Origin of the sequence: Streptomyces sp. NPDC056580 (genome assembly GCF_042793175.1) — a bacterium.
Classification (GTDB): Bacteria; Actinomycetota; Actinomycetes; order Streptomycetales; family Streptomycetaceae; genus Streptomyces.
This window is the reverse complement of record NZ_JBHTVE010000029.1, coordinates 24,529-47,225: the sequence shown is the minus strand read 5'-3', so window position 1 is coordinate 47,225 and position 22,697 is coordinate 24,529. Positions and strand designations below refer to the sequence as shown.

Annotated in this window: 23 protein-coding genes and 4 pseudogenes; 13 read left to right on the top strand and 14 right to left on the bottom strand. The window is 71.8% G+C overall.

Going from position 1 to position 22,697, the window contains the following annotated elements; all coding sequences use genetic code 11:
- The first annotated feature begins 605 nt into the window (after nt 1–605).
- The 4 genes and pseudogenes from ACFQ9Z_RS37475 (at nt 606) to ACFQ9Z_RS37460 (ending at nt 3,260) form a co-directional block, all read left to right on the top strand.
- Nucleotides 606–703: pseudogene (locus ACFQ9Z_RS37475) on the top strand.
- A 185-nt stretch (nt 704–888) separates the two neighbouring features.
- Nucleotides 889–1,479 carry a hypothetical protein gene (locus tag ACFQ9Z_RS37470; protein WP_383030788.1) on the top strand — a complete coding sequence of 197 codons (591 nt, stop codon included), beginning with the start codon at nt 889–891 and terminating at the stop codon, nt 1,477–1,479.
- A 69-nt stretch (nt 1,480–1,548) separates the two neighbouring features.
- A complete protein-coding gene (locus tag ACFQ9Z_RS37465; protein ID WP_383030786.1) occupies nt 1,549–2,145 on the top strand; it encodes a hypothetical protein in 597 nt (198 codons plus the stop codon).
- 245 nt (nt 2,146–2,390) lie between these two features.
- Entirely contained in the window at nt 2,391–3,260 is an 870-nt protein-coding gene (locus ACFQ9Z_RS37460; RefSeq protein ID WP_383030784.1) for an IS5 family transposase, read from the top strand.
- Nucleotides 3,261–3,287: 27 nt separating this feature from the next.
- Here ACFQ9Z_RS37460 and ACFQ9Z_RS37455 read toward each other — a convergent pair.
- The 7 genes and pseudogenes from ACFQ9Z_RS37455 to ACFQ9Z_RS37425 all read right to left on the bottom strand — a co-directional run.
- Nucleotides 3,288–3,536 (bottom strand): annotated as a pseudogene (locus ACFQ9Z_RS37455) (MerR family transcriptional regulator); the annotation flags it as partial.
- 455 nt (nt 3,537–3,991) lie between these two features.
- Nucleotides 3,992–4,684, bottom strand: a complete 693-nt coding sequence (locus ACFQ9Z_RS37450; protein WP_383030782.1) for a hypothetical protein — start codon at nt 4,682–4,684, stop codon at nt 3,992–3,994.
- A gap of 39 nt (nt 4,685–4,723) precedes the next feature.
- A complete protein-coding gene (locus tag ACFQ9Z_RS37445) occupies nt 4,724–6,709 on the bottom strand; it encodes a hypothetical protein (protein ID WP_383030779.1) in 1,986 nt (661 codons plus the stop codon).
- A gap of 340 nt (nt 6,710–7,049) precedes the next feature.
- Entirely contained in the window at nt 7,050–7,262 is a 213-nt protein-coding gene (locus ACFQ9Z_RS37440) for a hypothetical protein (RefSeq protein WP_383030777.1), read from the bottom strand.
- A gap of 840 nt (nt 7,263–8,102) precedes the next feature.
- A pseudogene (locus tag ACFQ9Z_RS37435) lies at nt 8,103–8,707 on the bottom strand (dihydrofolate reductase family protein).
- Nucleotides 8,708–8,840: 133 nt separating this feature from the next.
- Nucleotides 8,841–9,080: a hypothetical protein gene (locus tag ACFQ9Z_RS37430; RefSeq protein WP_383030775.1), complete on the bottom strand. Its 240-nt coding sequence runs from the start codon at nt 9,078–9,080 to the stop codon at nt 8,841–8,843.
- A 340-nt stretch (nt 9,081–9,420) separates the two neighbouring features.
- Nucleotides 9,421–9,924: a transcriptional regulator gene (locus tag ACFQ9Z_RS37425; RefSeq protein ID WP_383030773.1), complete on the bottom strand. Its 504-nt coding sequence runs from the start codon at nt 9,922–9,924 to the stop codon at nt 9,421–9,423.
- A gap of 235 nt (nt 9,925–10,159) precedes the next feature.
- Between ACFQ9Z_RS37425 and ACFQ9Z_RS37420 the strand changes: the two genes are divergently transcribed.
- The 3 genes from ACFQ9Z_RS37420 (at nt 10,160) to ACFQ9Z_RS37410 (ending at nt 12,594) form a co-directional block, all read left to right on the top strand.
- Nucleotides 10,160–10,459, top strand: coding sequence for a helix-turn-helix domain-containing protein (locus ACFQ9Z_RS37420; RefSeq protein ID WP_383030770.1), 300 nt, complete (start codon nt 10,160–10,162; stop codon nt 10,457–10,459).
- A 129-nt stretch (nt 10,460–10,588) separates the two neighbouring features.
- The gene (locus ACFQ9Z_RS37415) at nt 10,589–11,188 is read left to right on the top strand and encodes a sigma-70 family RNA polymerase sigma factor (RefSeq protein ID WP_383030768.1); all 600 of its coding nucleotides are present in this window, start codon (nt 10,589–10,591) and stop codon (nt 11,186–11,188) included.
- Entirely contained in the window at nt 11,185–12,594 is a 1,410-nt protein-coding gene (locus ACFQ9Z_RS37410) for a BN159_2729 family protein (protein WP_383030765.1), read from the top strand. The genes ACFQ9Z_RS37415 and ACFQ9Z_RS37410 overlap by 4 nt, the downstream gene beginning before the upstream one ends.
- A 473-nt stretch (nt 12,595–13,067) precedes the next feature.
- On the opposite strand, the gene ACFQ9Z_RS37405 is transcribed toward ACFQ9Z_RS37410, so the two are convergent.
- Together ACFQ9Z_RS37405 and ACFQ9Z_RS37400 are read right to left on the bottom strand one after the other, a co-directional pair.
- Nucleotides 13,068–14,297 (bottom strand): RNA-guided endonuclease InsQ/TnpB family protein, encoded by a 1,230-nt coding sequence (locus ACFQ9Z_RS37405; protein ID WP_383030762.1) that lies wholly within the window; start codon nt 14,295–14,297, stop codon nt 13,068–13,070.
- A 176-nt stretch (nt 14,298–14,473) separates the two neighbouring features.
- The gene (locus ACFQ9Z_RS37400) at nt 14,474–14,701 is read right to left on the bottom strand and encodes a hypothetical protein (RefSeq protein ID WP_383030760.1); all 228 of its coding nucleotides are present in this window, start codon (nt 14,699–14,701) and stop codon (nt 14,474–14,476) included.
- 288 nt (nt 14,702–14,989) lie between these two features.
- Between ACFQ9Z_RS37400 and ACFQ9Z_RS37395 the strand changes: the two genes are divergently transcribed.
- Complete coding sequence (locus ACFQ9Z_RS37395; RefSeq protein WP_383030757.1) at nt 14,990–15,361, top strand: helix-turn-helix domain-containing protein; 372 nt, start codon at nt 14,990–14,992, stop codon at nt 15,359–15,361.
- A 59-nt stretch (nt 15,362–15,420) separates the two neighbouring features.
- On the opposite strand, the gene ACFQ9Z_RS37390 is transcribed toward ACFQ9Z_RS37395, so the two are convergent.
- From ACFQ9Z_RS37390 to ACFQ9Z_RS37375, 4 genes are all read right to left on the bottom strand, one after another.
- A complete protein-coding gene (locus ACFQ9Z_RS37390) occupies nt 15,421–15,672 on the bottom strand; it encodes a hypothetical protein (RefSeq protein WP_383030755.1) in 252 nt (83 codons plus the stop codon).
- Nucleotides 15,673–15,683: 11 nt separating this feature from the next.
- On the bottom strand, nt 15,684–16,448 hold the full coding sequence (locus ACFQ9Z_RS37385; RefSeq protein WP_383030752.1) for an IS3 family transposase: 765 nt from the start codon (nt 16,446–16,448) through the stop codon (nt 15,684–15,686).
- A gap of 8 nt (nt 16,449–16,456) precedes the next feature.
- Nucleotides 16,457–16,714: a transposase gene (locus ACFQ9Z_RS37380; RefSeq protein WP_383030749.1), complete on the bottom strand. Its 258-nt coding sequence runs from the start codon at nt 16,712–16,714 to the stop codon at nt 16,457–16,459.
- A gap of 228 nt (nt 16,715–16,942) precedes the next feature.
- On the bottom strand, nt 16,943–17,155 hold the full coding sequence (locus ACFQ9Z_RS37375) for a hypothetical protein (protein ID WP_383030746.1): 213 nt from the start codon (nt 17,153–17,155) through the stop codon (nt 16,943–16,945).
- Nucleotides 17,156–18,139: 984 nt separating this feature from the next.
- Between ACFQ9Z_RS37375 and ACFQ9Z_RS37370 the strand changes: the two genes are divergently transcribed.
- The 4 genes and pseudogenes from ACFQ9Z_RS37370 (at nt 18,140) to ACFQ9Z_RS37355 (ending at nt 20,498) form a co-directional block, all read left to right on the top strand.
- A complete protein-coding gene (locus tag ACFQ9Z_RS37370) occupies nt 18,140–18,466 on the top strand; it encodes a hypothetical protein (RefSeq protein WP_383030743.1) in 327 nt (108 codons plus the stop codon).
- Nucleotides 18,467–18,799: 333 nt separating this feature from the next.
- On the top strand, nt 18,800–19,339 hold the full coding sequence (locus ACFQ9Z_RS37365; protein WP_383030741.1) for a cysteine hydrolase family protein: 540 nt from the start codon (nt 18,800–18,802) through the stop codon (nt 19,337–19,339).
- Complete coding sequence (locus tag ACFQ9Z_RS37360; RefSeq protein WP_383030737.1) at nt 19,336–20,247, top strand: GlxA family transcriptional regulator; 912 nt, start codon at nt 19,336–19,338, stop codon at nt 20,245–20,247. Before ACFQ9Z_RS37365 ends, ACFQ9Z_RS37360 begins: the two co-directional genes overlap by 4 nt.
- Nucleotides 20,248–20,395: 148 nt before the next feature.
- Nucleotides 20,396–20,498 (top strand): annotated as a pseudogene (locus ACFQ9Z_RS37355).
- A gap of 473 nt (nt 20,499–20,971) precedes the next feature.
- Here ACFQ9Z_RS37355 and ACFQ9Z_RS37350 read toward each other — a convergent pair.
- The gene (locus tag ACFQ9Z_RS37350) at nt 20,972–22,201 is read right to left on the bottom strand and encodes an RNA-guided endonuclease InsQ/TnpB family protein (RefSeq protein WP_383030734.1); all 1,230 of its coding nucleotides are present in this window, start codon (nt 22,199–22,201) and stop codon (nt 20,972–20,974) included.
- 25 nt (nt 22,202–22,226) lie between these two features.
- Between ACFQ9Z_RS37350 and tnpA the strand changes: the two genes are divergently transcribed.
- On the top strand, nt 22,227–22,643 hold the full coding sequence (tnpA, locus tag ACFQ9Z_RS37345; RefSeq protein WP_383030732.1) for an IS200/IS605 family transposase: 417 nt from the start codon (nt 22,227–22,229) through the stop codon (nt 22,641–22,643).
- The last annotated feature ends 54 nt before the right edge of the window (nt 22,644–22,697 follow it).

Below are 22,697 nucleotides of genomic sequence, written 5' to 3'. Positions count from 1 at the left end.
CCCGGCCTCGTCCCGGCCCCGGCCTCGTCCCGGCCTCGTCCCGGTCCCGGCCTCGCCCCGGCCTCGGCCTCGTCCCGGCCCCTGCCTCGTCCCGGCCCCTGCCTCGCCCCGGCCTCGTTCCGGTCCCCCTGGGACCCGACAGCGCGGTCCCGCTTCCCAGCCTCGGCCTCGTTCCGGTCCCGGCCTCGGCCTCGGTCCGGCCCCGGTCCCGGCCTCGGCCTCGGCCTCGGTCCGGCCCCGGCCCCGGCCTCGTCCCGGTCCCGGCCCCGGCCTCGTTCCGGTCCCGGTCTCGGCCTCGGTCCGGTCTCGGCCTTGGCCTGTGGGCGCGGGTGGGGGGTGGGTGTTTTGAGGGCTGTCCGGGCGGGCGGGGTGGTCCTGGTGTCCCGGGGGTGTGGGCGTGGTGTGGTGTCTGGCGGGTGTGGTGTGGTGTCTGGTGCCGTTTTGGTGTCTGTCCTGGAGGGTCGGGTCCTCGTCGCCGGTTTGGTGGGGGCGTTGTGGTGGGTGGTTGGGGTGGTCGTGGGTCGGGTCAGTGGGGTGTCAGGGTGGGGTCAGGGGCTGCTGTCAGTGTTGTTGCTGTGACCGGCGGGGAAGTGGGCCGGGAACGAGGAGAGGTGCCCGGAGTGGTTGATCGGGGACCAGCGAGCTCGCCTCATGGTCGGGCCCTTTTTGGGGGCCCACGCAGGTTCGAATCCTGCCCTCTCCGCCGCAGGTTCTTCCGGGACCGCGGTCGGCATCCGGGATGCGGGGGTGTCGGCGGGGTGCTGTCCGGTCTTTCTTCCCGAGGCGGGGGGTGGGCCGGGGCGGAGGTGTTCACGGGTGCCCTGCAGGGTCTGTGAGGGACGGTCCGCTTCCTCGGGCCCGCGCGGCCCGCTGGGCCAGGAGCGAGCCGTGCCCACCACCCGCCGCACGGTGCCCACCGCCTGCCGCTCTCTGCTCGTCGGTGGTGCCTGCCGCCTGCCGCTCGTCGGCGGTGCCTGCCGCCTGTCGCTCGTCGGCGGTGCCTGCCGCCTGTCGCTCGTCGGTGGTGCCTGTCGCCTGTCGTTCTCCGTTCGCCTCCTGGTGGCGAAAATCCATCTGATCGCAGACTGGAATGGACTGTCTTTGTCGCTGGGTTTCTCCGGCGCCACCATGGACGACGGTCTCGGTCTGAAGCTGCTGGTCCGTGGGATCGCGCTCGTCCGTTCCCGTCGCGGTTCGTGTTGCCGGCGTTCCGCCAGGCTCCGTGCCGCGGCAAGGGATACGGCTGGGATCACTTGCGGCGATGGCTGCGCAAGAGGGGCATCCGTCACTGGATCGCTCGCAAAGGGCGTCGAGTCCTTGGGATGCCTGGGCTGTCATCGCTGGGTTGTCGAGGGAACCGTGTCCTGGCTTGCCGGATGCCGATGCCTGTACCGCCGCTACGAGCGCAAGGCCGAGCGCTTCCTCGCTTTCGTCGGCATGGTTGCCGCCCTCTTCGGCTGTCGCCGACTCAGCAGCTGAGTGGGCCCATGCCTGCTCTGTCGGTGGCAGCCCGTAAGGTGCGCGCAACGTCTGCGAGGAGGAGGGTTCGTGGGATTTTCGGGTCACCTGGTCTTTGCCCGTAGCAAGCGTCCGTTGCTGGAAGCACCCGTGTTCGACAGCATCAGCCAGGAGCTGAAGGACACCGTGCGTGCGTGGTGGCCGCGACCGGGTGGTTGGCAAACCCTCCAGTTCGATCATGGGCTATGGGAGGACGGCTACCTGTCCGCCCTGGTCGGGTGGACCGGTGCACCGGCCTGCGTCGCAGACGTTTTTGATAGCGACATGGCCCTCGTGGTCGGGCTGGGAACCAATGGGCAGTGTTGGCGGGCGTGGCTCAACCTGGATAACGCTGCGGCACTCCTCAGCGAGGAACCAGAGGACCTGGACGACGCGGGCCTGTGGGTGGGTACACCCGGGTTCAACGAGGCTGTGAGGCGCAAGCGCGCGGATCTCGAGGTGGATGTTCCAGCCAGCGCTGAAGGCGCCCTCGTGTGGGCTGCAGCGGCTGGCATCCCAGCCACAGCGCAGCAGTCCGGGATCGAAGAGCTACTGTGCTCGCGGGGCGCCTTTGCGGAGGACCTCTTCAGCGTGCTGCTGGAGCAGTTGGGCTTTCCCCGGGCCGCGCAGCCCTCACCAGAGTCATAAGGAACGGCGTCTAAGAGGTCGTTTTCCTCTTGAATGTGATGCTCTGTGTTGGTTTGTTCCATCTGTCGATGTGCTGCTGGTGAGGCTGTGGTGGCGGTCCGGCATGGTGGTGCTGGCGGTGTCACGGATGGGGTGAGAATTCGCTTGCGCCTGTCTCATTCCAGGACGCCCGGGTCTGTTCCGTGCTTCGGCACGGCATGATGCGCGCCTGGGCGCACGCCCCCGGCCGGCAGTATGCCCAGGTCATGGTGGAACGGCGTGCGTATCCGAGTGACCTGACCGATGCCCGGTGGGAGCTGATTGAACCGGTCCTGGCTGCCTGGCGGTTCGAGCGACGTGGCCGGGCCCTCGACTTCGGCCGGCCACCCGAGCATGACCTGCGCGAGATCATGAACGCGATTCTCTACGTGGACCGCACGGGCGTGCAGTGGCGCTACCTCCCGCACGACTTTCCGCCCTGGAACACGGTCTACGGTTACTTCGCGAAGTGGCAGCGGGAAGGCGTGTTCGCACAGCTCAACGGCTTACTCAGGCGGCTCTTACGGCAGAAGGAAGGCCGGGACGCCGAACCGTCGGCCTGCGTGATCGATGCGCAGAGCGTCAAGACGTCCACCAGTGTTCCCGCCTCGAGTCAGGGCATCGACGCGGGCAAGAAGATCGTAGGGCGGAAGCGGAGCATCATTACTGACACCCTCGGCCTCCTGCTGGCCGTCCTGGTCACCGCGGCCGGCGTCCAGGACTCCGCCGCAGGCCAGAGACTCCTCGACCAAACAGCATCAGCCCATCCCAGGATCCGCAAGGTCTGGGTCGACGGCGGCTACCGCAAACACTTCGTGGAGCACGCCGCCACCCTCGGCATCGACCTCGAAATCGTCCAACGCACCCCCGGGACCAGAGGTTTCACACCAGTCCCGAAACGCTGGACCGTCGAGCGGACCTACGGCTGGCTCATGCTCCACCGCAGGCTCGCCCGTGACTACGAAACCCTTCCCGAACGCTCCGAAGCCATGATCCACCTCGCCATGACCGACCTCATGGCCCGCCGCCTCACCAGCGAGAACACCATCTCCTGGCGCGACCCGACACCACCGGACCAAGCCCGCATCACGGGATAAAACACCGGGATAAAACGACCTCTAAGCAAGCAGGTTGCGCGGCCGGCGCAGGTGTGCGACGGCGTCGGTGGACGGGTCGTCCATCAGGTCCGCGGCCTCTGGCAGTCCGAAGCCCAGCCGCCGGTGGGCCAGCGCCTGTCGTAGTCGCTCGATGTCGGCGGGTGCGTGGGCCCGGTCTCCGGTCGCGGTCCGCGCCGACGGGCGGAGGAGTCCGATCTGGTCGTAGTGGTGCAGCGTGCGGACGCTCACGCCGGCCAGGTCGGCTACGCGTCCCACGCTCCAGTGGTCCTTCACGGCACCGACTGCGCCGCCTGACGCCACGTGGGGGTAAAGGGCTGCCCCCACCCGAATCCGCGGCCGCACCCGAAGCCACGGCCGGACCGGGAGCCGGGGCCGGACCGGGAGCCGGGGCCGGACCGGGAGCCGGGGCCGGACCGGGAGCCGGGGCTGGACCGGGAGCCGGGGCTGGACCGGAGGCCGGGGCAGGACCAGGGGCCGGGGTCGGGGCCGGGCTCGGGGGCCGGGGCTGGGGCCGGGGGCCGGGGCTGGGGCCGGGGGCTGGGGCAGGTCCGCGGACGGGGGCTGGGTCCGCGGACCGGGGCAGGACCGCGGGCCAGGACCAGGGGCTGGGGCAGGACCGTGTGCCGCGGCGGGACCAGGGGGCGGGCCCGAGGCTGGGCTCGGGCTCGGGCTCGGGCTCGGCTTGGGGGCTGGGGGTTGGGGGTGGGGGGTTAGCGGATGTGGCGGTGCATGGTGACGGTGGGGGTGAAGTCGGCGAGGGGGTCGGTGGTGCCGCTGGTGCGGGGGGCGTGTGCTGCTTCGCGGTCGAGGATGGTTTTGATCTGGCGGGCGAGTTCGTCGGCCTGGTGGGTGATCTGGTCGATGGGCAGGCGGGATGTCTTGAGGGTGTCGACCTGGCGGTTGATGTTGTTCAGTTCGTTGCGTGCCTGGCGGCTCAGGGTGAACTGCCGGGGGGTGGCCATGACGAACTGGTAGGCGGCGGAGAGGGTCTGGCAGGCGGGGCAGTGTTCGTTGACGGACCGGCTGATGTTGGTGGCGTTGATCAGGCGTGCGTTGTGGCCGGCTGTGGTGACGATCTGGTAGGAGAGCGCGACGGAGCGGCAGGGGTTGTCGGGGGTGCAGCCGGCCGAGACGGCGGTGGCCCGGTTGTTGGCGGTGACGGCGATGGTGGGGCCGTACTCGTGGATGGCGAAGGTGGTGTCGGACTGGTTCACGTGGGTCCTGTCTGCGTGGCTGAGTGCGGTGTCGACGGCGATGGCGACGTGGCGGGTGATGCCCGGGTGGCCGGTGGTGGCGCGGGCGGCGGTGGCGGTGGCGGTGATGGCGAGGCCGGCGGTGACGGCGGCGCCGAGGCGGACGGCCCGGTGGCTGGGCGTGGGGGTGCGGGGTTTGCGGTGGTGCATGGTCTTCTCCCTGTGTGTCGGGGCCGGGGTGGTGTGGTGTCAGGACTGGCCGGGTTCGGAGGGCGCGCTCGGTGAGGGCGTGGGCCCGGTGGGGCCGGGTTGTGAGGGTGAGGAGGGGGTGGGGGAGGGGGTGGGGCTTGGGCCGGTGGTGGTGGGCGCGGGACGGGTGGGGGTGGGGGTGGGGGTGGTGGTGGGCTGGGGTGTGGCGGGGGCGGCCGGGGGCGGGGTGGAGACGGTGGCGGTGGGGGTGTGCCGGGCGGCGGCGGTGGTGCGGGTGTGTGGTGCGCGGCGGCTGCCGGGTGCGGTGCCGGGCAGGCGGGGGGTGGCCGGGGGTGTCGTGGTGGGGGGTGGGGAGGCGGGGTGCGGGGTGCGGGGGGCGGGGGCGCCGGGTTGCAGGGCGGGGGTGGCGGGGGCGGCCTGCGGCAGTGGCTTGGGGGTCAGGCCCTGGAGCCAGGCGGTGGCGAGGACGGCGCAGGCGGCGACGGCGGCGGCGGCCAGCGCCAGACGCACCGCGGGTCTGCCCTGGCTCGCTTTCGCGGCGGCGCGCCACAGGCGGGTGGTGAGGCGGGCGGTGAGGTAGGCGCCTCCTGCCATCGGGCACAGCAGCATGAGGGTGCCGACGGCCGCGGCCAGTGCGGCCGTCGGGTGTCCTTGGGCGAACGCCGTGAGGGTCCGTGCGGTCTGCTCGTGCAGGCCGCGGGCCGCGGTGGTGAGCAGGCGCGGCAGGTTCCACAGGGCGTAGGCCGCTTCGGCGAGCAGCAGCGGGACCATGGTCAGGACCCACACGGTCACGATGGTGCGGGCGGAGCGTTTGAGGTCCGCGACCTGCGCGGCGGCGCGGTGGCGTCCGGGCAGCAGGCTCAGCAGGATCGGTTTGATCTTGCCGTACAGGTCGGGGACGCCGGCCAGGTCGCCCAGGATGTAGTAGCCGTCCAGCCTGAGGGCGGGCATGAGTTGTTCGAGGACCTCGAAGTGGGCGAGGTAGACCGCGGCGAGGAGGAAGGACTGGCCGGTCAGGAGGTAGGCGGCGGTCAGGGCGAGCATGAAGACGACGTTGAAGTAGACGCCGCCCAGCCCGGTGCGCAGACGGCCGGCCTTCCCGATCCGGTACACGTCGGTGACGTCGGTGTACATGGAGGGCCAGATCAGGAAGATGCCGCAGCCGATCTTCCCCGGCACCGCCCCGCTGTACCGGCAGGCCGATGCGTGCCCGAACTCGTGGAAGAGCAGGGAGGCCACGGTCAGCAGGAAGATGATGAGCATCCACAGGGGCTGTTCGAGGACCTGCAGCACGGCCGTCATCGCCCCGTGGACGGCGAAGAGCCAGACGTCCATGACGACCGCGCCGGCCAGTGCCGCCGCCACGACCGGGGGCCGGTGCAGCCAGGCGAACGCGGCGGCGATGCGGGCCACGTGCCCCTCGTGGAAGATCACTTTGTGGCCGCGCAGGGCCAGCAGCAGATCGGAGCGGGGCGCGGCCGCCTCGCCGGGCGGCCCGTGCAGGGGGAGGGTGATCCCGAGCGGGGTGAGTTTGTGCTCCACCAGGTGGACGATGTTCTCGGTGGTGACCTCGGCCCCGTAGCGGCCGCTGACCCGGTGGGAGATCGCCTCGGCGTCGCGGACGCCGTCGGCGCTCGCCACGACCAGGTACAGCAGCCGCGACAGCTGGATCATCTGCCCGTCGCCGCGGCGGACGATGTACCGGCGTTCGGTGAAGCCCGACCCCTTGTACTCGCCCAGGGTCTGCAGACCGCGGGTCGGCTGCGGGACGGGCGCGGGGGTGAAAGGCGCCGGGGCGCCGGCCGCCTGCCGGACGGGCGCGAGGGTGTCGGCCGTCACGGCAGGTGCCGGGTGCGGGTGGCCGCCGGGCGCACCGGTGGCGGCCCCCTGCCCGGAAACATGCCCGGAAACATGCCCGGGGACGTGCCCGGGGACGTGCCCGGGGACGTGCCCGGGGGCGTGCCCGGGGTGGGGAGCGTGGGCGGGCAGCGTGGTGAGGCCGCTGTTGTCTTCGGACGCCGGCATGGTCTTCTCCAGAAGCGGACGTGACGGTTCGCCACAGGTGCGCGGTGTGCGGTCGAAGGGCGCTGGAAGGGGGTGTCCGCATCCCGGCGGCCGGCCGCGAAGGCCGGCGCCCGCATCGGGGACGGCCGCAGGTGGCGGGTGCGCACTCGACGCGCGAGAGCGGCCCCCCAGCCAACCGCGCGCGCCGACCGGGCTCTTGACGGCCGTCAGAACAGCCTCCTGACGAGCCGTCAGGGTAATGAGCGAAAGCGTGGTTGGGTGTCTGCGAAGGTGCGGGTGCGGCGAAGTGCCGGGCGGGGCCGGGTCCGTGTGCCGGTCCCGGCCCCGCCCGGCTCCCGGGCTACTGCTGCACGCTGATGCTCTGCGCCGCCTCGGACTGGGCGACCGCGTACGGCGAGCACTGGTTCAGCGCGGCGGACTCGTTGTGCGCGTCCACGTGCGCCACCTTCTTCGTGACGGTGGTCAGCTTGGCGAAGTTGAACGAGAACTTGCCGAGCGCCTCACGTCCGGGCAGCAGTTCCGCGGTCTCGGCCTCGAGCTGGTCCATGTTCATGGAAATGGGTTCCTTTCATCCTTCAAGTGATCTGTGCATCGCAGGAGTTCCGCAGCGCTGCGGCCCGGCATGCCGTCGGGCCGCCCCGCGGCCTCGTTCCTCGAACCCGCCGGCGCGTTCCGGCTGACAGTGAGCGAGCAGCAGGCTGTCCGCGCGGCGCGCCGGGAGGATCGGCGGACGGATGACGACGTCCCTCCCGCCGCGGCCGGGTCATGCGGAAACCCGGCCGCGGGGTCGGGGCACGGCGGAATCCGGGGGAGAACCGCCCAACCGTCCGAAGTCTCCGAACAATTCGTCCGGAGGGCCTGGACAGTAGCTGAAGCCGAAGGAAAAGCGCAAACGATCCAAATGCGACATTCGTTCAAAGTCGCACGGCTGTTCCTCCGTGCGGTGGGACCAGGGCCGGCCGCGCGGCGCGGCACCGCGGCCCGCAGGTGCGAGCGGTTCCCGGCCGGATACGCCCGCGGCCCCTGCAGGGGCGGCACCGGACGCGCCGGGAGAGCGAGGCGGTGGCCGCGGCCGCCGGCGCCGCCGCCCCCCGTGCCAGGAGATGCCCGCCCGCCCGGAGCCCAACAGGCGTGCCGCCGCCCGGAGCCCAACAGGTTTGCTGCCGCCCGGCGTTCAGCATGCGTGCCGCCGCCCGGTGTCACCGGGACGGCCAGCCCTTCGCCGCTCGTCCGGACGCCGCCGGCAGCGTCCGGTGCGCTTGTTCACCCTCGTCTCGGGGCGGCGGCCCGGGACGCCGGACACGGCCGGGTGCTGGACGCATGCGGCGAGGACCTGCACCTCATGCGAGCGCACCGAGGAGACGGCAACACCCCCCGCGGCCGCGGCCGTGGCCTATGGCTGCTGGGGTGCCGTGAGGGTCCCGGCCGGGTCCTGCCGCGTCACGCGGTAGCGCAGGCAGACGACTCCCGATGTGAAGGTGCGGGTCTCGACGCGTGCGAGATCCACCCGGCGCTCCTCGCGGGGGAAGAGCGGGATGCCGCCGCCGACGCGTACCGGGTGGACGACGACCCGGTATTCGTCGATCAGATCAGGCGCGGCCGCCTCGGCGGTGAGCGTCGCGCGGCCGGTCGCGATGTCGCCCTGCCCCGGCTCGGCCCGCAACCGCCCGATCTCCTCCGCCACGCTGCCGGAGGCCAGGCGGGCGCGGGCCCCGCACCGACGGCGGCGTGAGGGAGGACACCACCTTCACAAGCGGCTTCCACGGCGCGGTCCACTCCAGCTGCGACTCCTCCGGCGAGGGATCCTGGCCGGCCCTCTCCCAGTACGGCAGCGCCTCGCGCAGCCGGCGCCCGGGCGGGTGGACGCCGACCTCGCGGATCTCCCCGATCCACAACCGGCGAGACCTCCTCGTCGGGCGCCGCCCGGGTGAAGCCGCCGTCCGGCCCGACGGTGCAGCCGTCCAGCGAAACGCTCACCGGACAGGCCACGCTGCGCATGCCAGGTCCTCCTCGTCCTCCCCGACGGCCGGGGGTCGGACCGCATGAGCGCAAGGCGCCGCGGAACTCATCGCGGCGCACGCCGTCCCCCGGAGCAAAAGTCACTCCGGGAGGAAAGGCCGCAGGGCCGCTCTCAGCGGACGGTCAGCCGGTAGACCGTCAACTCCGCCCCGTCGACCTGGACACGGAAATCCGGCGGGCCCGTGCCGAGCATGGCGACGGCGTTGTGCACGGTCTTGAGTTCCGCGGCGCTGAGCACGGCGGAAGCAGCCTCGATCATGTCGGTGAACGTCTTCTCCGGCACCTGCCCGAGCCAGTCGCCGGACAGCAGAACCACCGCCTCGCCGCTACTGCCGCGCACGACAGCGGTCATGGGGGCTCCCTGTACGACAAGCACCTGATACCCCTCTCGGCGTGGCCCTTTTCGGCCCGCGGGATGCCGGCACGGCAGGAGGATTCCTCGCTCTCCCGGTGACCGTGATCCGCACGAGGCACTCGATATCGGGAGGATTCCGCCGAGCTTAGCGGGAGAGGCATTGCCGAGGGGGACGGACCCGGCGGGCGTGCATGTGCTCGAATTTCCCCGGCCCGCGCATCCGGCGACGCCGCCTGCACCCCTCCCCGCACCCTTTCCCTCCCGCACCCCCCTTCCCGCGCCCTCGTTCCCGCTTCTTCAGGGCATCCGCCTCCGAGGGGCCCCGGCGCCGGCGGTGTCACCCGCGGCTGCGCCAAGCGCCCCTGTCCCCCTCCCGCCCGGCCCCGGACCGTGCGGCCGCATCGATCTCCGCCTGCAGTTCGATCGCGTGGACGATGCTCCCGTTCAGTGTTCTGCGGATGATGGGATCGGTGATCCGCCAAGCGGTCATGGCCTCGTCCGGTGAGAGCGCCGCCGCGCCCGGACCCCGCCGCGGTGAATGAGGCCCCCGCTGCTCGGGAATGAGGCCGATCTCCATCAGAACCCTTCCGTGGTCGAGATTGAGAACGGTCGCCCACGTCGTCAATTGCGAGGAAAGCGGCAATGTCTTGCCGTCCAGCGTCCGGCTGATCGTGGTCAGGCTCAGCCCGGTCGCGGCCGCCAGCTGCGCCCGGCCGCCCTTGCGCCGGCGGACGTCATATCCGGCCGCCGTCGCGGCCTGAGTGAGATACGCGCCGACCCGCTGCGCCTGGGCCTGCCGTTTGGCCCGGCTCTCGTGGGGGGAATCCTTCGCACTCCGCATGGTCGGAGGGTAGCGCGCAGGCATGTCGCCACATGCTGGTTGCATGCGTGCACCTTTGCAGGTCAAAACCTAGATCCGTATTCCTGCAGGCCACATCCCGAATGTCGTATTCCTGTGCGAATCAAAATACCCTTGCGTCACTCATATCCGGCAACTTGCATATGTTGCGCGCGTGTGGGTTAGCCGCACGGCTGCACGTTGCTGAGGGGGTCTTCTGACCATGCTCCGCCTCCACATGGCCACGCTCCTGCTCAAGGCCGGGGAGCTCGGTGACGCAAGCGTCGCCGACATGGCGCAGCGCACCGGTATCAGCAGGTCGACGTTCCACCGGCTCGCGACCGGAACGATACAGCCGAGCCTGGCCACCCTCTGGACGCTGCGCGACACCTACAGCGTCCGGCTCGACGCGCTCGTCTACGACGACCCGCAGACGATGCAGCGCAGGCGTCCGCAGCGCCGGCGGGTGCCCGCCCAGGACCGGCACCGCGTGCGGCAGGACCAGGACCAGGGCCCGGACCGGCGTGCGGCCGACTGAGAACCGGCCCGGCCCCCACCTCGGGCGAAGACGTGCGGCCGCGGGGGCGGCCTCACGCACACCGCGCCGTGCGTCCCGCCGGCGCCCACCCCACCTCTTCACCTCTTCCCATACGACCAGGAGCGATCCTTGACCACTCAGGCTCACCCCGCTGCCCCCGACGGCGGCGCCACGGGGGAACCGGCCCTCATCACCCGTGCCCAGCAAGGCGATCGCGAGGCGTTCGCCGAGCTGTACCGCATGCACCACGGCATCATCGCCACACTCATCGCCCAGCGCGTCAGATCGCATACCGCCCTGGCCGAGGACCTCACCGCGGACGTCTTCATGAAGGCATGGCTCAAGATCGACACCTTCACGTGGAACGGCACGTCGATCCGTGCCTGGCTGTGCACCATCGCACGCAACGTGGTCGCCGACCACTTCAAGACCGCCACCACACGCCACCTCACCTTCGTCGACCACATCACCCAGGTGGGAGACGCCTGGGCCCCCCTGGCGAGCAACCCTGAAGAAACCGTTCTGTCCTCGCTCGCACTCGACGACCTGCACCACGCCCTGTCCGAGATCACCCCCCGTCAGCAGGTCGTCATCCGGCTGCGGTTCCTGGGCGAGATGTCCGTCCGCGAGACCGCCCGCACCATGGGCACCACCGACGGCGCCGTCAAGACACTCCAGTGGCGCGCGCTCGACTCCCTCCGCAAGGCCTACCCGGGAGCAGTGGCATGACCGACGCCTACGGCAAGGACAGCGACGTCGAGCGGGAACTCACCGCGCGGCTGCGGGAACTCGCCCACGCCTTCATCGCCGATCTGAACGCACAGGGCCGCCTGGTGGAGACCGGCGGCGCCGACACCCTCAGACGACTCAGACAACACAACCTCCCGCCGCACCATCCGCCGCGGGCGGAACCCGGCGACCCCCACGCCACCACCGCCGAGGCCACCCGGACCGACGCGCACCCCGCACCGGACACGCCGCCCCGGTGGGAGAGGGTCATAACGCCCCGCGCCGGCAAGGACACACCCGGCCTGCCCCTGACGCCCCGCCCGCTGCGCATCCTCGACGAACCCGAGCCGTGCCCCCCGAACACGAACACGCCCGACCCACACGACGCACCGGCCGCCGCCCCACAGGCTGTTGCGCTCGAACCGTCCCCCGCCGGGCAGCTCACCACACTCGAACCGGTCCCCGCCGGGCAGGCCGCCATGAGGACACCGACCCTCGCCGGGCAGGCCGCCATGAGGACACCGACCCTCGCCGGGCAGGCCTCCGCGCTTCAACCGGTTCCCGTCGGGGCCGGCACGCCCGTCCCGGCTCCCGCCCCGGAGGCCTCCGCGCTTCAACCGGTTCCCGTCGGGGCCGGCACGCCCGTCCCGGCTTCCGCCCCGGAGGCCTCCGCGCTCCAACCGGCCCCTGCCGGGGCCGGCACGCCCGTCCCGGCTCCCGCCCCGGAGGCCTCCGTGCTTCAACCGGTTCCCGTCGGGGCCGGCACGCCCGTCCCGGCTCCCGCCCCGGAGGCCACCGCGCTCCAACCGGTCCCCGCCGGGCAGGCGGCCGCGCGCGGGCCGGTTCCCGGACAGGGCCCCGGCGCCCGGGAGCCGCGTACGGCCGACGCGGGACAGGCGCAGTCCCCGGCCGCGGTGACGGCGGCCAGGCTGCGGGCCGAGAACGCCGCCCGGCTCGAGGTCACGCAGATCACCGCGGATCACGAAGGCGTCAGCGTCCACATCCACGCCGTGTCCCTGGGCGACTGGGAGTACTGGCTGACCGCGATCGGTGCCCCCCTGAACGCGCCGACGCACCGCAGCGGATGGGTCCAGACCGCCACCGGACGCCTCGACGGGGTGGAGGTCCGCCTCACCGCGGACGCCGTGCCCCGCCTTCTGCAGGAGGCGGCACAGCAAGCCACCGATCCCTTCCTCCTGGGGGGCCGCGTCTACGACCTCGCCCTCGGCCACACCGACCGCCATGGTCAGACCTGGCACTACCAGGGCCGGCGCCAGGAGGACGACACCCCCCTCGTCACCCTGAGCGCTACCGGCGGCCCGTCCTACCCGCTCACCTCCATCGTCGTGGCCAACGGCCCCCTCACCCCCGCCGTCGCTGACCCCCAGCCCCACGAGCGCCGCTGACCACACGTCACACCGCAGGCCGCCCCCCTCACCGCCCCCGGTCCATACGACCCGGTACCCCGGTACGCGGCGCCGCGGGGGCGGCCTGCGGTGTGACGACGGCCGCGCAGGCTCCGAGCGGCTGACGAACGCCCCTCTCGGCCCACACGGCCCTGCCCCTTCCTGCCTCCCGCGGCCCCGTCCTGCCTAATCCCGCCGCCCCGTCCCCTGCCCTGCGCCGCCCCGTCCCCCTGCTCCCGCCGCCCTGTCCCCCTGCTCCCGCGGCGCTGGCCCCCTGCCTCCCGCGGCCTCGTCCCCCTGCCTTCCGCGGTCTTGATCCGGGCACGTCCCGGCGGCTTCGTCGGGGAAGTGTCCCGGCCGCCGCGCCCGGTGTCCTGGAACAGCGCGTCTCACGCGGGCGTCTCACGCGGTGTCGTGGGCATTCGAGACGAGTACGGCGAGTCGGTGCAGGCGCTCTTGACATCCTCGCCCACCTAAAGGAGGGCGATTCCCGTCTGCCGCACCGTTGTCGGGTGCGGGGCCGGGTGGGTTCCCGCTTCGCCGCGCTGTGCGGGGACGGGTCCTCGTCTTACCTGCGCTCCACGGGCTGTCACGGCCAGTCCGGCCGCCGTGGCGACGTTGACCGCCGCGTTGATGTCCCGGTCCAGGACGGCCCCGCATGCACCGCAGATCCACTCTCGGACGTTAAGGGGCTTGGGGCCGTCCTTGACGCCGCACCGCGAGCACACCTGCGAGGTGGGCTCGAACCGGCCGATCTTCACGAAGGTGCGCCCGTACCGGGCGGCCTTGTACTCCAGCATGGTCACGAACGCCGACCATCCGGCGTCGTGGACGGACTTGGCCAGACGTGTGCGGGCGAGCCCTTTCACCGCCAGGTCCTCCACGGCGACCGCTTGGTTCTCGACGATCAGCTTGGTGGAGAGCTGGTGGTGGAACTCGCGGCGCGCGTCCGCGACCCGCGCGTGTGCCCGTGCGACGCGGATCCTGGCCTTGTCCCTGTTCTGGCTGCCTCTCTCCTTGCGGGACAGGGCCCTCTGCGCCTTCTTCAGGCGTTTCTCGGCCCGGCGCAGGAAGCGTGGGCTGTCGACCTTCCGGCCGTCCGAGAGGACCGCGAAGTGCCCGAGCCCCAGGTCGATGCCCAGTTCGGGCGTCGCCTTTGGCAGCACCTCTGATGTGCCGGTCTCGACGACGAAGCTCGCGAAGTACCGGCCCGCCGAGTCCTTGACCACGCTCACCGTGGACGGCGTCGAGGGCAGCGTCCGCGACCACGTCACCTTGAGATCGCCGATCTTCGGCAGACGCAGCTTCCCACTCGCCGTGATCGACCAGCGGGCGTTCGCGGTGAACCGGACGGCCTGCCGGGTGTCCTTGCGGGACTTGTACCGGGGCGCGCCCATACGCGGACGCTTGCCCTTCAGCGCGTCGAAGAAGTTCCGGTACGCCGCATCCAGGTCCCTCAGGGCCTGCTGCAGGACGACCGCCGACACCTCGCAGAGCCAGGACCGTTCCGGGGTGTCCTTCGCCTGAGTGATGAGCTGCTTCGACAGATCCCCGGTCTTCGGAAACGCCAGCCCCTGGCTGCGGGCGGTCTCCCGGACCCTGAGAGCGTCGTTGTAGACCACCCGCGCACACCCGAACGCCCTCGCCAACGCCGTGCGCTGACCGGCACTGGGGTACAAGCGGAAGCTGTACCGAAGCTGCACGCGGATCATGATACGTACTGGCAGGCGCAACGCCTATGGACCGGCTCGTACTTCGCCGGGTCGGTCGGCGGCGCTCAGCATCGTGAAGCAGTACATGGAGCAGCAGAACCGGCCGCTTGGACGCTGGCCGAGGTGACCAGTTGCGGATCCGTGCCCAGAGCTGAGGTCAGAGCAGGCTAAAGATTCGCTTCACCACCGGGCTGAAGCCCGGTGCACTGCGAATAGACCCGGTAGCAGTGACGCCCTGACGGGTCGCTGATCCGCGGTGTCACACGGTTCAGGTCTTCCATACAGGTCCGCGGGATGCGGCCGCGCTCCGGGGCGAGGACGCCGCCGTCGCGGATCCAGGCGTGGACGCGGCCGGCGGTGTACGCGTCGGGCATCACCGTGTCGATGCCTTCCACCTCGACGCCTCGCGGACGGGCGGGGAACTCGCAGGTGCGGTGTTCCCGTCAGAGGCGGGCCGCGTTCCGCGTTCGCTCAGATCCCGCTCACCCGGCCATACTCCGGCATCCGCCGCTGTCGTGGGCGCAGGTCCGTGGGCGCGAACGCCCCGGGGGCCGATCATGACGTGAAGTCGGCGGGCAGCGTAGCGCAGGACGCCGGTGGAGAAGAAGGGGCAGAACGCCCCGGCGGCAGGGCCGTTAGACTCATCGACAGGCGGTCACTCCCTCTCCACAGGAAGAACCGGCGTGCCCAACACACTGCAGGAAATGATCAAGCACAAGCTGGACCTGAACGGCTGGTCCTACAGCGATGTGGCGCGCCGCGGCGGCATCTCGCGTTCGACGGTGCACCATCTGGCGACGGCGGAGCGGCTGGCGCAGATGCCCCAGCGGACCACGCTGGAGGGCCTGGCCAGGGGACTGGGCATCCCGGTGGCGCCGGTGCAGCGGGCCGCCGCCCAGGCCGCGGGCGTCAACCTCTACCTCGAGGACGCGCCCGAGGCCGCGGATCCGGAGGTGGCGATCCTCATCGCGAGCGTGCACAAGCTGAGCCCGGCGGACCGCCGGCATGTGGCGGTCCTCGTGGAGTCGCTGCTGCAGGCGGACGGCACCCGGTAGGCGGAGACGGCCAGGAGGGTGCGCCCCCGGCCGTCGCACGTGCGGGTGCCGGCCGTGCCTCAGGTCGGGTGCGGAAGCGGTGCGAGCGTTCGTGCCGTGTTGATCCAGTCGATGACGGCGTGCACGGTGACGCAGTCGAGTTCGGCCAGTTTGAAGACGGCCTGGACGTCGGCGGCGGCGAGGGGGACACACACCGCGTCCAGCGCGCCGTACAGGCGTAGCCGGTGGGTGTGGGCGGTGGAGGTGTCCTGCCCGGTGTGGAGGTCGGGCCCGGCGCCGCCGGCGGCGGGCAGAGGTGGTGTGGTGTCCAAAGTGGTCCGCCTTACGGGGTGGATGGGCGCGCTGCTGCGGCGGCCGGGACCTGCCGGGCGAAGCGGTCGAGGGTCGCGGCGAGCCGCTCGCCGGCGCGGTGCGGGTCCGGCCGGGAGCAGGGGCCGTCGAGTTCACGGTGGACGGTGTCCCAGAAGACGGCGACGGCCGCGTGGTCGTGGCAGTCGCCCACGGTGGCCCCGGCCGGCGCGCAGCCGAGCGAGCCGGCCCGCTCGGTGAACGAACAGCCCGGCAGGGGCTCGTACACGGCCGGGGCGGCCGGTTCGGTGCGGGCGGCGCGGGCGGCGGCGGCCATGAGGGCGTGGTGGACGAGGGCGCGGTCGGCTGTCGCGGCGGTGCTCCAGCCGGCCAGGGCGCGCGAGGCGGCATCGAGGACGATGGCCGCGTACACGGGGCCCGGGAGCGTGGTGAGGGCCAGCACGTCGACGATCCAGCGCCGGCCGGGCGTGCGGGCGCCTTCCCGCGGGCCCGGCCCGGGCAGCCGTCCGGCCCGGCCGCGCAGCCCGGCCCCCTTCATGACGGCCTCCACGGTGGTGTGGCCGACGGTGATGCCGTAGCGGCGCAGGAGTTCCTGCCTGATCCTGCGGGCTCCAAAGGCGCAGCCGGACTCCTGGTGGATGTCGCGGACCAGACGGGTCAGCCAGGCCCGGCGCAGGGCGCCGGGGGAGGGGGCGCGTGAGCGCCAGGCGTAGTAGCCGGACTCCGAGACGCCCATGAGCGCGGCGATCCGGCGTGCCGGGAAACCGTGCGACGCCATGCGGTGGATCACCTCGTAACGTCTTTTGGGGGCATCATCTGCCGCATCGTGGCGATGACCTGGCGGCACAGAAGGACTTCCCGCTCCAGTTCGACGACGCGGGCACGCGCCTGTGCCAGGTCCGATGCGGGCCCGGCGGAGCGCCGCCAGCGGTAGACGGTGGCCACGGAGACGCCCAGTTGCCGTGCCACTTCCTTCGCCGGACGCCCTTCACCGAGCAGTTGCTCGGCACGGGCGCGCGGTGCCGCGGGGCGAGACTTGCTCAACTGGATCCCACTCGTTCGTGCCGCCGCCTGTCGTCCCCCCAACGGGTCGGCGCCGCAGGGCCGCCGGTGCCGGCCGGCAGGCAGTGACCGTCCGGTACCCGCACGGAACACCGGAACACCGGCTGCCCGGCCGTGCCCATCACCCGGCCGGGCTGTGCCGGCGATCCGGTCCCTGCGGCGCCGCGGGGGCACGCCCGGTGAGGGCCTGCCCCCGCGTCAGGGGCCCTGCTACTGCCGGACGCTGATGGCCTGGGAGGCCTGGGACTGGGCGACCGCGAACGGCGAGTACTGGTTCACCGCCATCGACTCGTTGTGCGCGTCCACGTGCGCGATCTTCTTCGAGACGGTCGTCATCTTGGTGAAGCTGAACGAGAACCTGCCCAGCGCCTCGCGGCCGGGGAGCAGTTCGGCGGTCTCGGCCTCGAGCCAGTCGTTGTTCATGGGAAGCCTTTCATGAAGGAAGGGATGTACGCGAAATCAGGAGCCCGCGCCGGGCGGCGAACGAACCCGCCGCTGCCGCCGGCCGCGCTCCGCCCCCGGCCGGCGCCGCCGGCCACCAGGTCTGCCGGCCACTGCAGGAGCCGCAGACCAGACGCGACGGCATCGCACGGATCCCGTACGGAGGCGTCACCCCGGGCGGCCGGGGCCATGCGCTAACCCCGCCGTCCGGAGCCTCTGGACGATTCGTCCGGAGAGCGTGGACGGTAGCCGAAGGGGAACGGTCAGCGCAAACCGCCTATTTCCGACATCCGTTCAGAAGCGTATGCCTGTTCCAATCCATGCCGCCGCCCTCAACCGCGCCCCGCCTGACCCACGTTGCGGCCACCGTCCCCCCGTCCCCCCGGCCACCGTCCCCCCGCCCCGCCGACCGCCGGCCCGCCGGCCGCCGTCCCGGGCCGGTGGCGCGCCGTACCGCCCGGGAGGCGCCCCGCCCCCCTTGCGCGGCGGCTGTTCGGCGGGCGGGAGGCGGAGGCGACACGCCAAGCCGTCGAGCGGCCTTCCGTTTACGGGCGGCCGGCAGACGACTTTCGGCGGGAAAACGCACTCCACGAAATGCAGGGCAGTACCGAAAACCCCCTCACCGGCCTTCACGCCGGGCTGCCCCGCATTTTCTCATCGCGCGACTCCGAAAAACCCGGGGCATTTCGAGCCGCGCACTCACACCGTCGGCCCCGACCTGTCGCACCCTTGTGAACCACCCGCGCATGCCCGGGAGTTCACCTGGTCGGCCGTCTCTTCCCGAGGCCGCCCCCAGATTTCCCGAAGCGGCCGGAAAACGCACGCTGAGCTGCCGTCTTCTCGATATCCCGCAGGAGGAGCCTGTGAATTGACGAACACTCAGCGGGCGTGGAATTGCGGGTTATGTGAGGTAGCGTCAGCTCAGTGCCAGGGCTAAACCAGCCCTGATGTTTGAAAGGAGATCGGGTGAAGACCATTGCTAAGGCAGTAGCGGGCACGCTTCTGGCGGCCGGCGCTGTCATGGCGCCTCTGTCGATGGAGGCAGCCGCCGCCCCGGCGGCGGTCCACACGACGGCGGTGGCGCCCTCGTTCCACCCGGGCAACCACCACGCCTACGGATACCGTGACTTCGGTGACTGGCGCCGGGGCTGCGACGACGACCGCTACGACCGCTGGCACCACCGCAACCACTGCCGCGACGACCGCGACGACCGCTGGGACCGCTGGGACCGCTGGGACCGGTTCTACCGGTACGGCAACCACCACCGCGCCTCCTACTGGGACTGCGACTGACGTCCTGAGCCCTCACCACATCCGCGCCGCCCGCGGTCAGCGCCCCTGACCGCGGGCGGCGGCCCGCATGCACGCCCCCAAGCGCCGGCCGATCGCGAAGGGAGCGCGGCTCCGCCCGCCACCGCTCGCGCGGTGTGCCGAGCGGCGGGGCACGGCACACGAACCGGGGGAGCGGGGGAGGGGGGTGCGGGGGGGGCGAGGGAGCGCGCGGGCACCGCGGGAGCGTGCCGGACGGCCGCCCTCGATCCGCCCGGCCCAGGTGACCGGATCGGTCCGGTCCCGGCCCCGATCATGCCTGTCGGACCCCGGTACGCCCTGGTCAGACTGGTGGACATGAGACGAGCCCTGATCGTGATCGATGTCCAGGAATCCTTCCGCGCCCGCCCCTCGTGGGAGCAGATCGCCAACCCCGAGATCGCCGAGCCGGTGAACCGGCTCGTGCGCAGCGCACGGGACAACGGCGACCTGCTGATCTGGGTGCTGCACACCGAGCCCGGCAGCGGCGGCGTGTTCGACCCGCGGTCGGGGCACGTGCGGCTGCTGGAGGAACTGGAGCAGCCGCTGCCGGGCGAGCCGGTGCTCCACAAGACCTCGCACAACGCGTTCACCACCACCGACCTGCAGCAGCGGCTCACCGCGGCCCGGGTCGGCGAGCTGTGGGTCTGCGGGATCCGGACCGAGCAGTGCGTCGAGACCACCGCCCGGATCGGCAGCGACCTGGGATACGAGGTCGTGTTCGTGGCGGATGCGACCACGACCAACCCGATCGGCGACCTCAGCGCCGAGGCGATCACCGAACGCACCCTGGCCGTCCTGCGGGGCCGCTTCGCACGGATCGCCACGGTGGACGAACTGGCAGCATCACCGGTATGACCCGTGTCGTCTTCGTCCTGCTGCCCGAAGTCCACCTGCTCGACCTGGCCGGCCCCGCCCAGGTCTTCTCCACGGCGGGGGCCTTCGGGCAGCCGTACGTCCTCGACTACGTCGCCCAGGAGCCCCGGGTGCGCAGCGCCCAGGGCCTGCCGCTGACCGCCCGGACCGACTGGCCCGAACTCGGCCCGGACGACCTGGTCGTGGTCCCCGGCTGGAGCGCGCCCTCCCTGCGACACGGCCCCCGCATCAGCCCCGAGACCACCGGCCGGCTGCGCGCCCACCACGCCGCGGGCGGCACCGTCGCCAGCGTCTGCGCCGGAGCACAGGCCCTGGGCCAGGCCGGGCTCCTGGACGGCCGCCGCTGCACCACACACCACCAGCTCCAGGACGAACTGGCCGCCCGCCACCCACGGGCGACGGTGGTCCGCGACGTCCTGTTCTCCGCCGACGACCGGGTCGTCACCTCCGCGGGCATCGCCAGCGGCATCGACCTGGCCCTGCACCTGCTGGCCGCCCGCCACGGCCCCGCCCTGGCCGCCCGGGTGGCACGCGAGATGGTCATCTACGCCCGCCGCAACGGCAACGAACCCCAGGCCAGCGCCATGCTCCGGCACCGCGGCCACGTCGACGACACCGTGCACCGCGTCCAGGACATGATCGACACCCACTACGCCCAGCCCCTGCCCCTCACACGCCTGGCCGCCCACGCCGGCGTCAGCGCCCGCACGCTCACCCGCCAGTTCTCCCGGGCCACCGGCGGCCTCACCCCGCTGCGCTACCAGCAGACCCTGCGCCTGGAACGGGCCGAACACCTGATCAGCCAGGGCGCCACCATCGAGTCCGCGGCCCGGGAAGTGGGATTCGAGGACGCCCGCATGGTGCGCCGCCTGCGATCGAGGCCCTCCTGACACGCCAAGCCCCACACCACAGGGCACACCACCGGTCAGCGGCGCCGGCGTTCCGGCCCACGGATGCGGTCAGCGCGATGTCAGGGTGCGGTCAGCGGCTGCTGACACCGTTGTTCCTGTGACCGGCACCAAAGAGAGCCGGGAACGAGGAGAGGTGCCCGGAGCGGTTGATCGGGGACCAGCGAGCTCGCCTCACGGTCGGGCCCCCCTTTTCGGGGCCCACGCAGGTTCGAATCCTGCCCTCTCCGCCACCCGTCCCCCCGGGGGACACCACAAAGCCGACCGCGCGAACGGCGCGCCCCGAGCACCGACATCCCGGACACGCGGGCCCGCAGCGGCACCGCCCCGCCCCCACCCGGCGGGCCGGCCCGGCACGACGTTCGACGTCCAGGAAGCCGGCAAGCCCCCCACGGCGGCTGTCCGGATCCCGGCGCCGACCTGCGCCGGGAGCAGCGCCCCGGCGCGGTCTGCCGGCCACCGCCCCCCCGGTCTGCCGGCCACCGCCCCGGCGCGGTCTGCCGGCCACCGCCCCGCCCCGGTCTGCCCGCCGTGCACGCCGGCGGCGACTGCTGTCCCCGTGCTCCTCACGAGGAGTGGGGTGTGCCGTGTGCGCGGAGGTGGTCCAGGGCCACCCGGGCCGCGGCGCCCAGGACGTCCTCGCGGGTGGGTGCCCCGGGCGTCAGGGGCCGGGTGAGGACGGCGATCGCTTGACATCCTCGCCCGCCTAAAGGAGGGCGATTCCCGTCTGCCGCACCGTTGTCGGGTGCGGTTCCGGGCGGGTTCCCGCTTCGCCGCGCTGTGCGGGGACGGGTCCCCGTCTTACCTGCGCTCCACGGGCTGTCACGGCCAGTCCGGCCGCCTTTGCGACGTTGACCGCCGCGTTGATGTCTCTGTCCAGGACGGTCCCGCACGCCCTGCACGTCCACACGCGGACGTGGAGGGGCTTGGGGCCGTCCTGGACACCGCAGGCCGAGCACACCTGGGAGGTGGGCTGGAACCGGCCGATGCGCACGAAGGTGCGCCGGTACCGGGCGGCCTTGTACTCCAGCATGCCCACGAAGGCCGACCATCCGGCGTCGTGGACGGACTTGGCCAGACGCGTGCGAGCGAGTCCCTTCACCGCCAGGTCCTCCACGGCGACCGCTTGGTTTTCGCGGATCAGCTTGGTGGAGAGCTGGTGGTGGAACTCGCGGCGCGCGTCGGCGACCCGCGCGTGCGCGCGGGCGACGCGGATCCTGGCCTTGTTCCGGTTGCTGGAGCCCTTGACCTTGCGGGACATGTCCCGCTGCGCCTTCTTCAGGCGTTTCTCGGCCCGGCGCAGGAAGCGCGGGCTGTCGATCTTCCGGCCGTCGGAGAGGACCGCGAAGTGCCCGAGTCCGAGGTCGATACCCAGCTCGGGCGTCGTCTCCGGCAGGATTTCCTCCGGACCGGTCTGCACGACGAAGCTCGCGAAGTACCGGCCGGCCGAGTCCTTGACCACCGTCACCGTGGACGGCATCGAGGGCAGCGTCCGCGACCACTTCACCCCCACGTCTCCGATCTTCGGCAGGCGCAGCCTCTGCCCGGGGGTGATGGACCAGCGGGCGTTCGCGGTGAACCGGACGGCCTGCCGGGTGTCCTTACGGGACTTGTACCGGGGCGCGCCCACGCGCGGGCGCCTGCCCTTCAGCGCGTCGAAGAAGTTCCGGTACGCCATGTCAAGGTCCCTCAAAGACTGCTGCAGCACGACCGCCGACACCTCGCCGAGCCACGCCCGCTCGGGCCGCTTCTTGGCCTCGGTGATCAGCGCCTTGGACAGGTCCCCGGTCTTCGGGAACGGCAGCCCCTTGCTGCGGGCGGTCTCCCGAGCCCTGAGAGCATCGTTGTAGACCACCCGCGCACACCCGAACGCCCTTGCCAACGCCGCGTGCTGACCGGCACTCGGGTACAAGCGGAAGCTGTACCGAAGCTGCACGCGGATCATGATACCCAGTTGGTTTATGGGTATCGATGAGAATGTTCGCACAGGTCGTCACTGCGTCTTCCGGATGCATGTCCATTTGGTTTTCGTGACGAAGTACCGGCACTCCGTGTTCACCGACCGGCATCTGACGCGGTGCGAGGAGATCATGCGAGCCGTGTGTGAGGACTTCGAGGCCGAGCTGGTGGAGTTCAACGGCGAGGCCAACCACGTCCACCTGCTCGTGAACTTCCCGCCCAAGGTCGCCGTATCCAGGCTGGTCAACTCCCTCAAGGGCGTGTCCTCGCGCCGGCTCCGCCAGGAGTTCCCCGACCTCGTCCGCCACTACTGGCGGGCACAGCGCCTGTGGTCCGGCTCGTACTTCGCCGGGTCGGCCGGCGGTGCGCCACTCAGCATCGTGAAGCAGTACATCGAGCAGCAGAACCGGCCGCTCTGACCTGAGCTGAGGTGAACAGTGCGCATCCGTGCACACAGCTGAGGTCAGAGCAGG

Coding starts and splice junctions, on each gene's coding strand:
- ACFQ9Z_RS37460 (WP_383030784.1), top strand. CDS start 2,391: ATGGTGGAACGGCGTGCGTATCCGAGTGACCTGACCGATGCCCGGTGG.
- ACFQ9Z_RS37450 (WP_383030782.1), bottom strand. CDS start 4,684: ATGCACCACCGCAAACCCCGCACCCCCACGCCCAGCCACCGGGCCGTC.
- ACFQ9Z_RS37445 (WP_383030779.1), bottom strand. CDS start 6,709: ATGCCGGCGTCCGAAGACAACAGCGGCCTCACCACGCTGCCCGCCCAC.
- ACFQ9Z_RS37440 (WP_383030777.1), bottom strand. CDS start 7,262: ATGAACATGGACCAGCTCGAGGCCGAGACCGCGGAACTGCTGCCCGGA.
- ACFQ9Z_RS37430 (WP_383030775.1), bottom strand. CDS start 9,080: ATGACCGCTGTCGTGCGCGGCAGTAGCGGCGAGGCGGTGGTTCTGCTG.
- ACFQ9Z_RS37425 (WP_383030773.1), bottom strand. CDS start 9,924: ATGCGGAGTGCGAAGGATTCCCCCCACGAGAGCCGGGCCAAACGGCAG.
- ACFQ9Z_RS37420 (WP_383030770.1), top strand. CDS start 10,160: ATGGCCACGCTCCTGCTCAAGGCCGGGGAGCTCGGTGACGCAAGCGTC.
- ACFQ9Z_RS37410 (WP_383030765.1), top strand. CDS start 11,185: ATGACCGACGCCTACGGCAAGGACAGCGACGTCGAGCGGGAACTCACC.
- ACFQ9Z_RS37385 (WP_383030752.1), bottom strand. CDS start 16,448: ATGGCGTCGCACGGTTTCCCGGCACGCCGGATCGCCGCGCTCATGGGC.
- ACFQ9Z_RS37375 (WP_383030746.1), bottom strand. CDS start 17,155: ATGAACAACGACTGGCTCGAGGCCGAGACCGCCGAACTGCTCCCCGGC.
- ACFQ9Z_RS37365 (WP_383030741.1), top strand. CDS start 18,800: ATGAGACGAGCCCTGATCGTGATCGATGTCCAGGAATCCTTCCGCGCC.
- ACFQ9Z_RS37360 (WP_383030737.1), top strand. CDS start 19,336: ATGACCCGTGTCGTCTTCGTCCTGCTGCCCGAAGTCCACCTGCTCGAC.
- tnpA (WP_383030732.1), top strand. CDS start 22,227: ATGGGTATCGATGAGAATGTTCGCACAGGTCGTCACTGCGTCTTCCGG.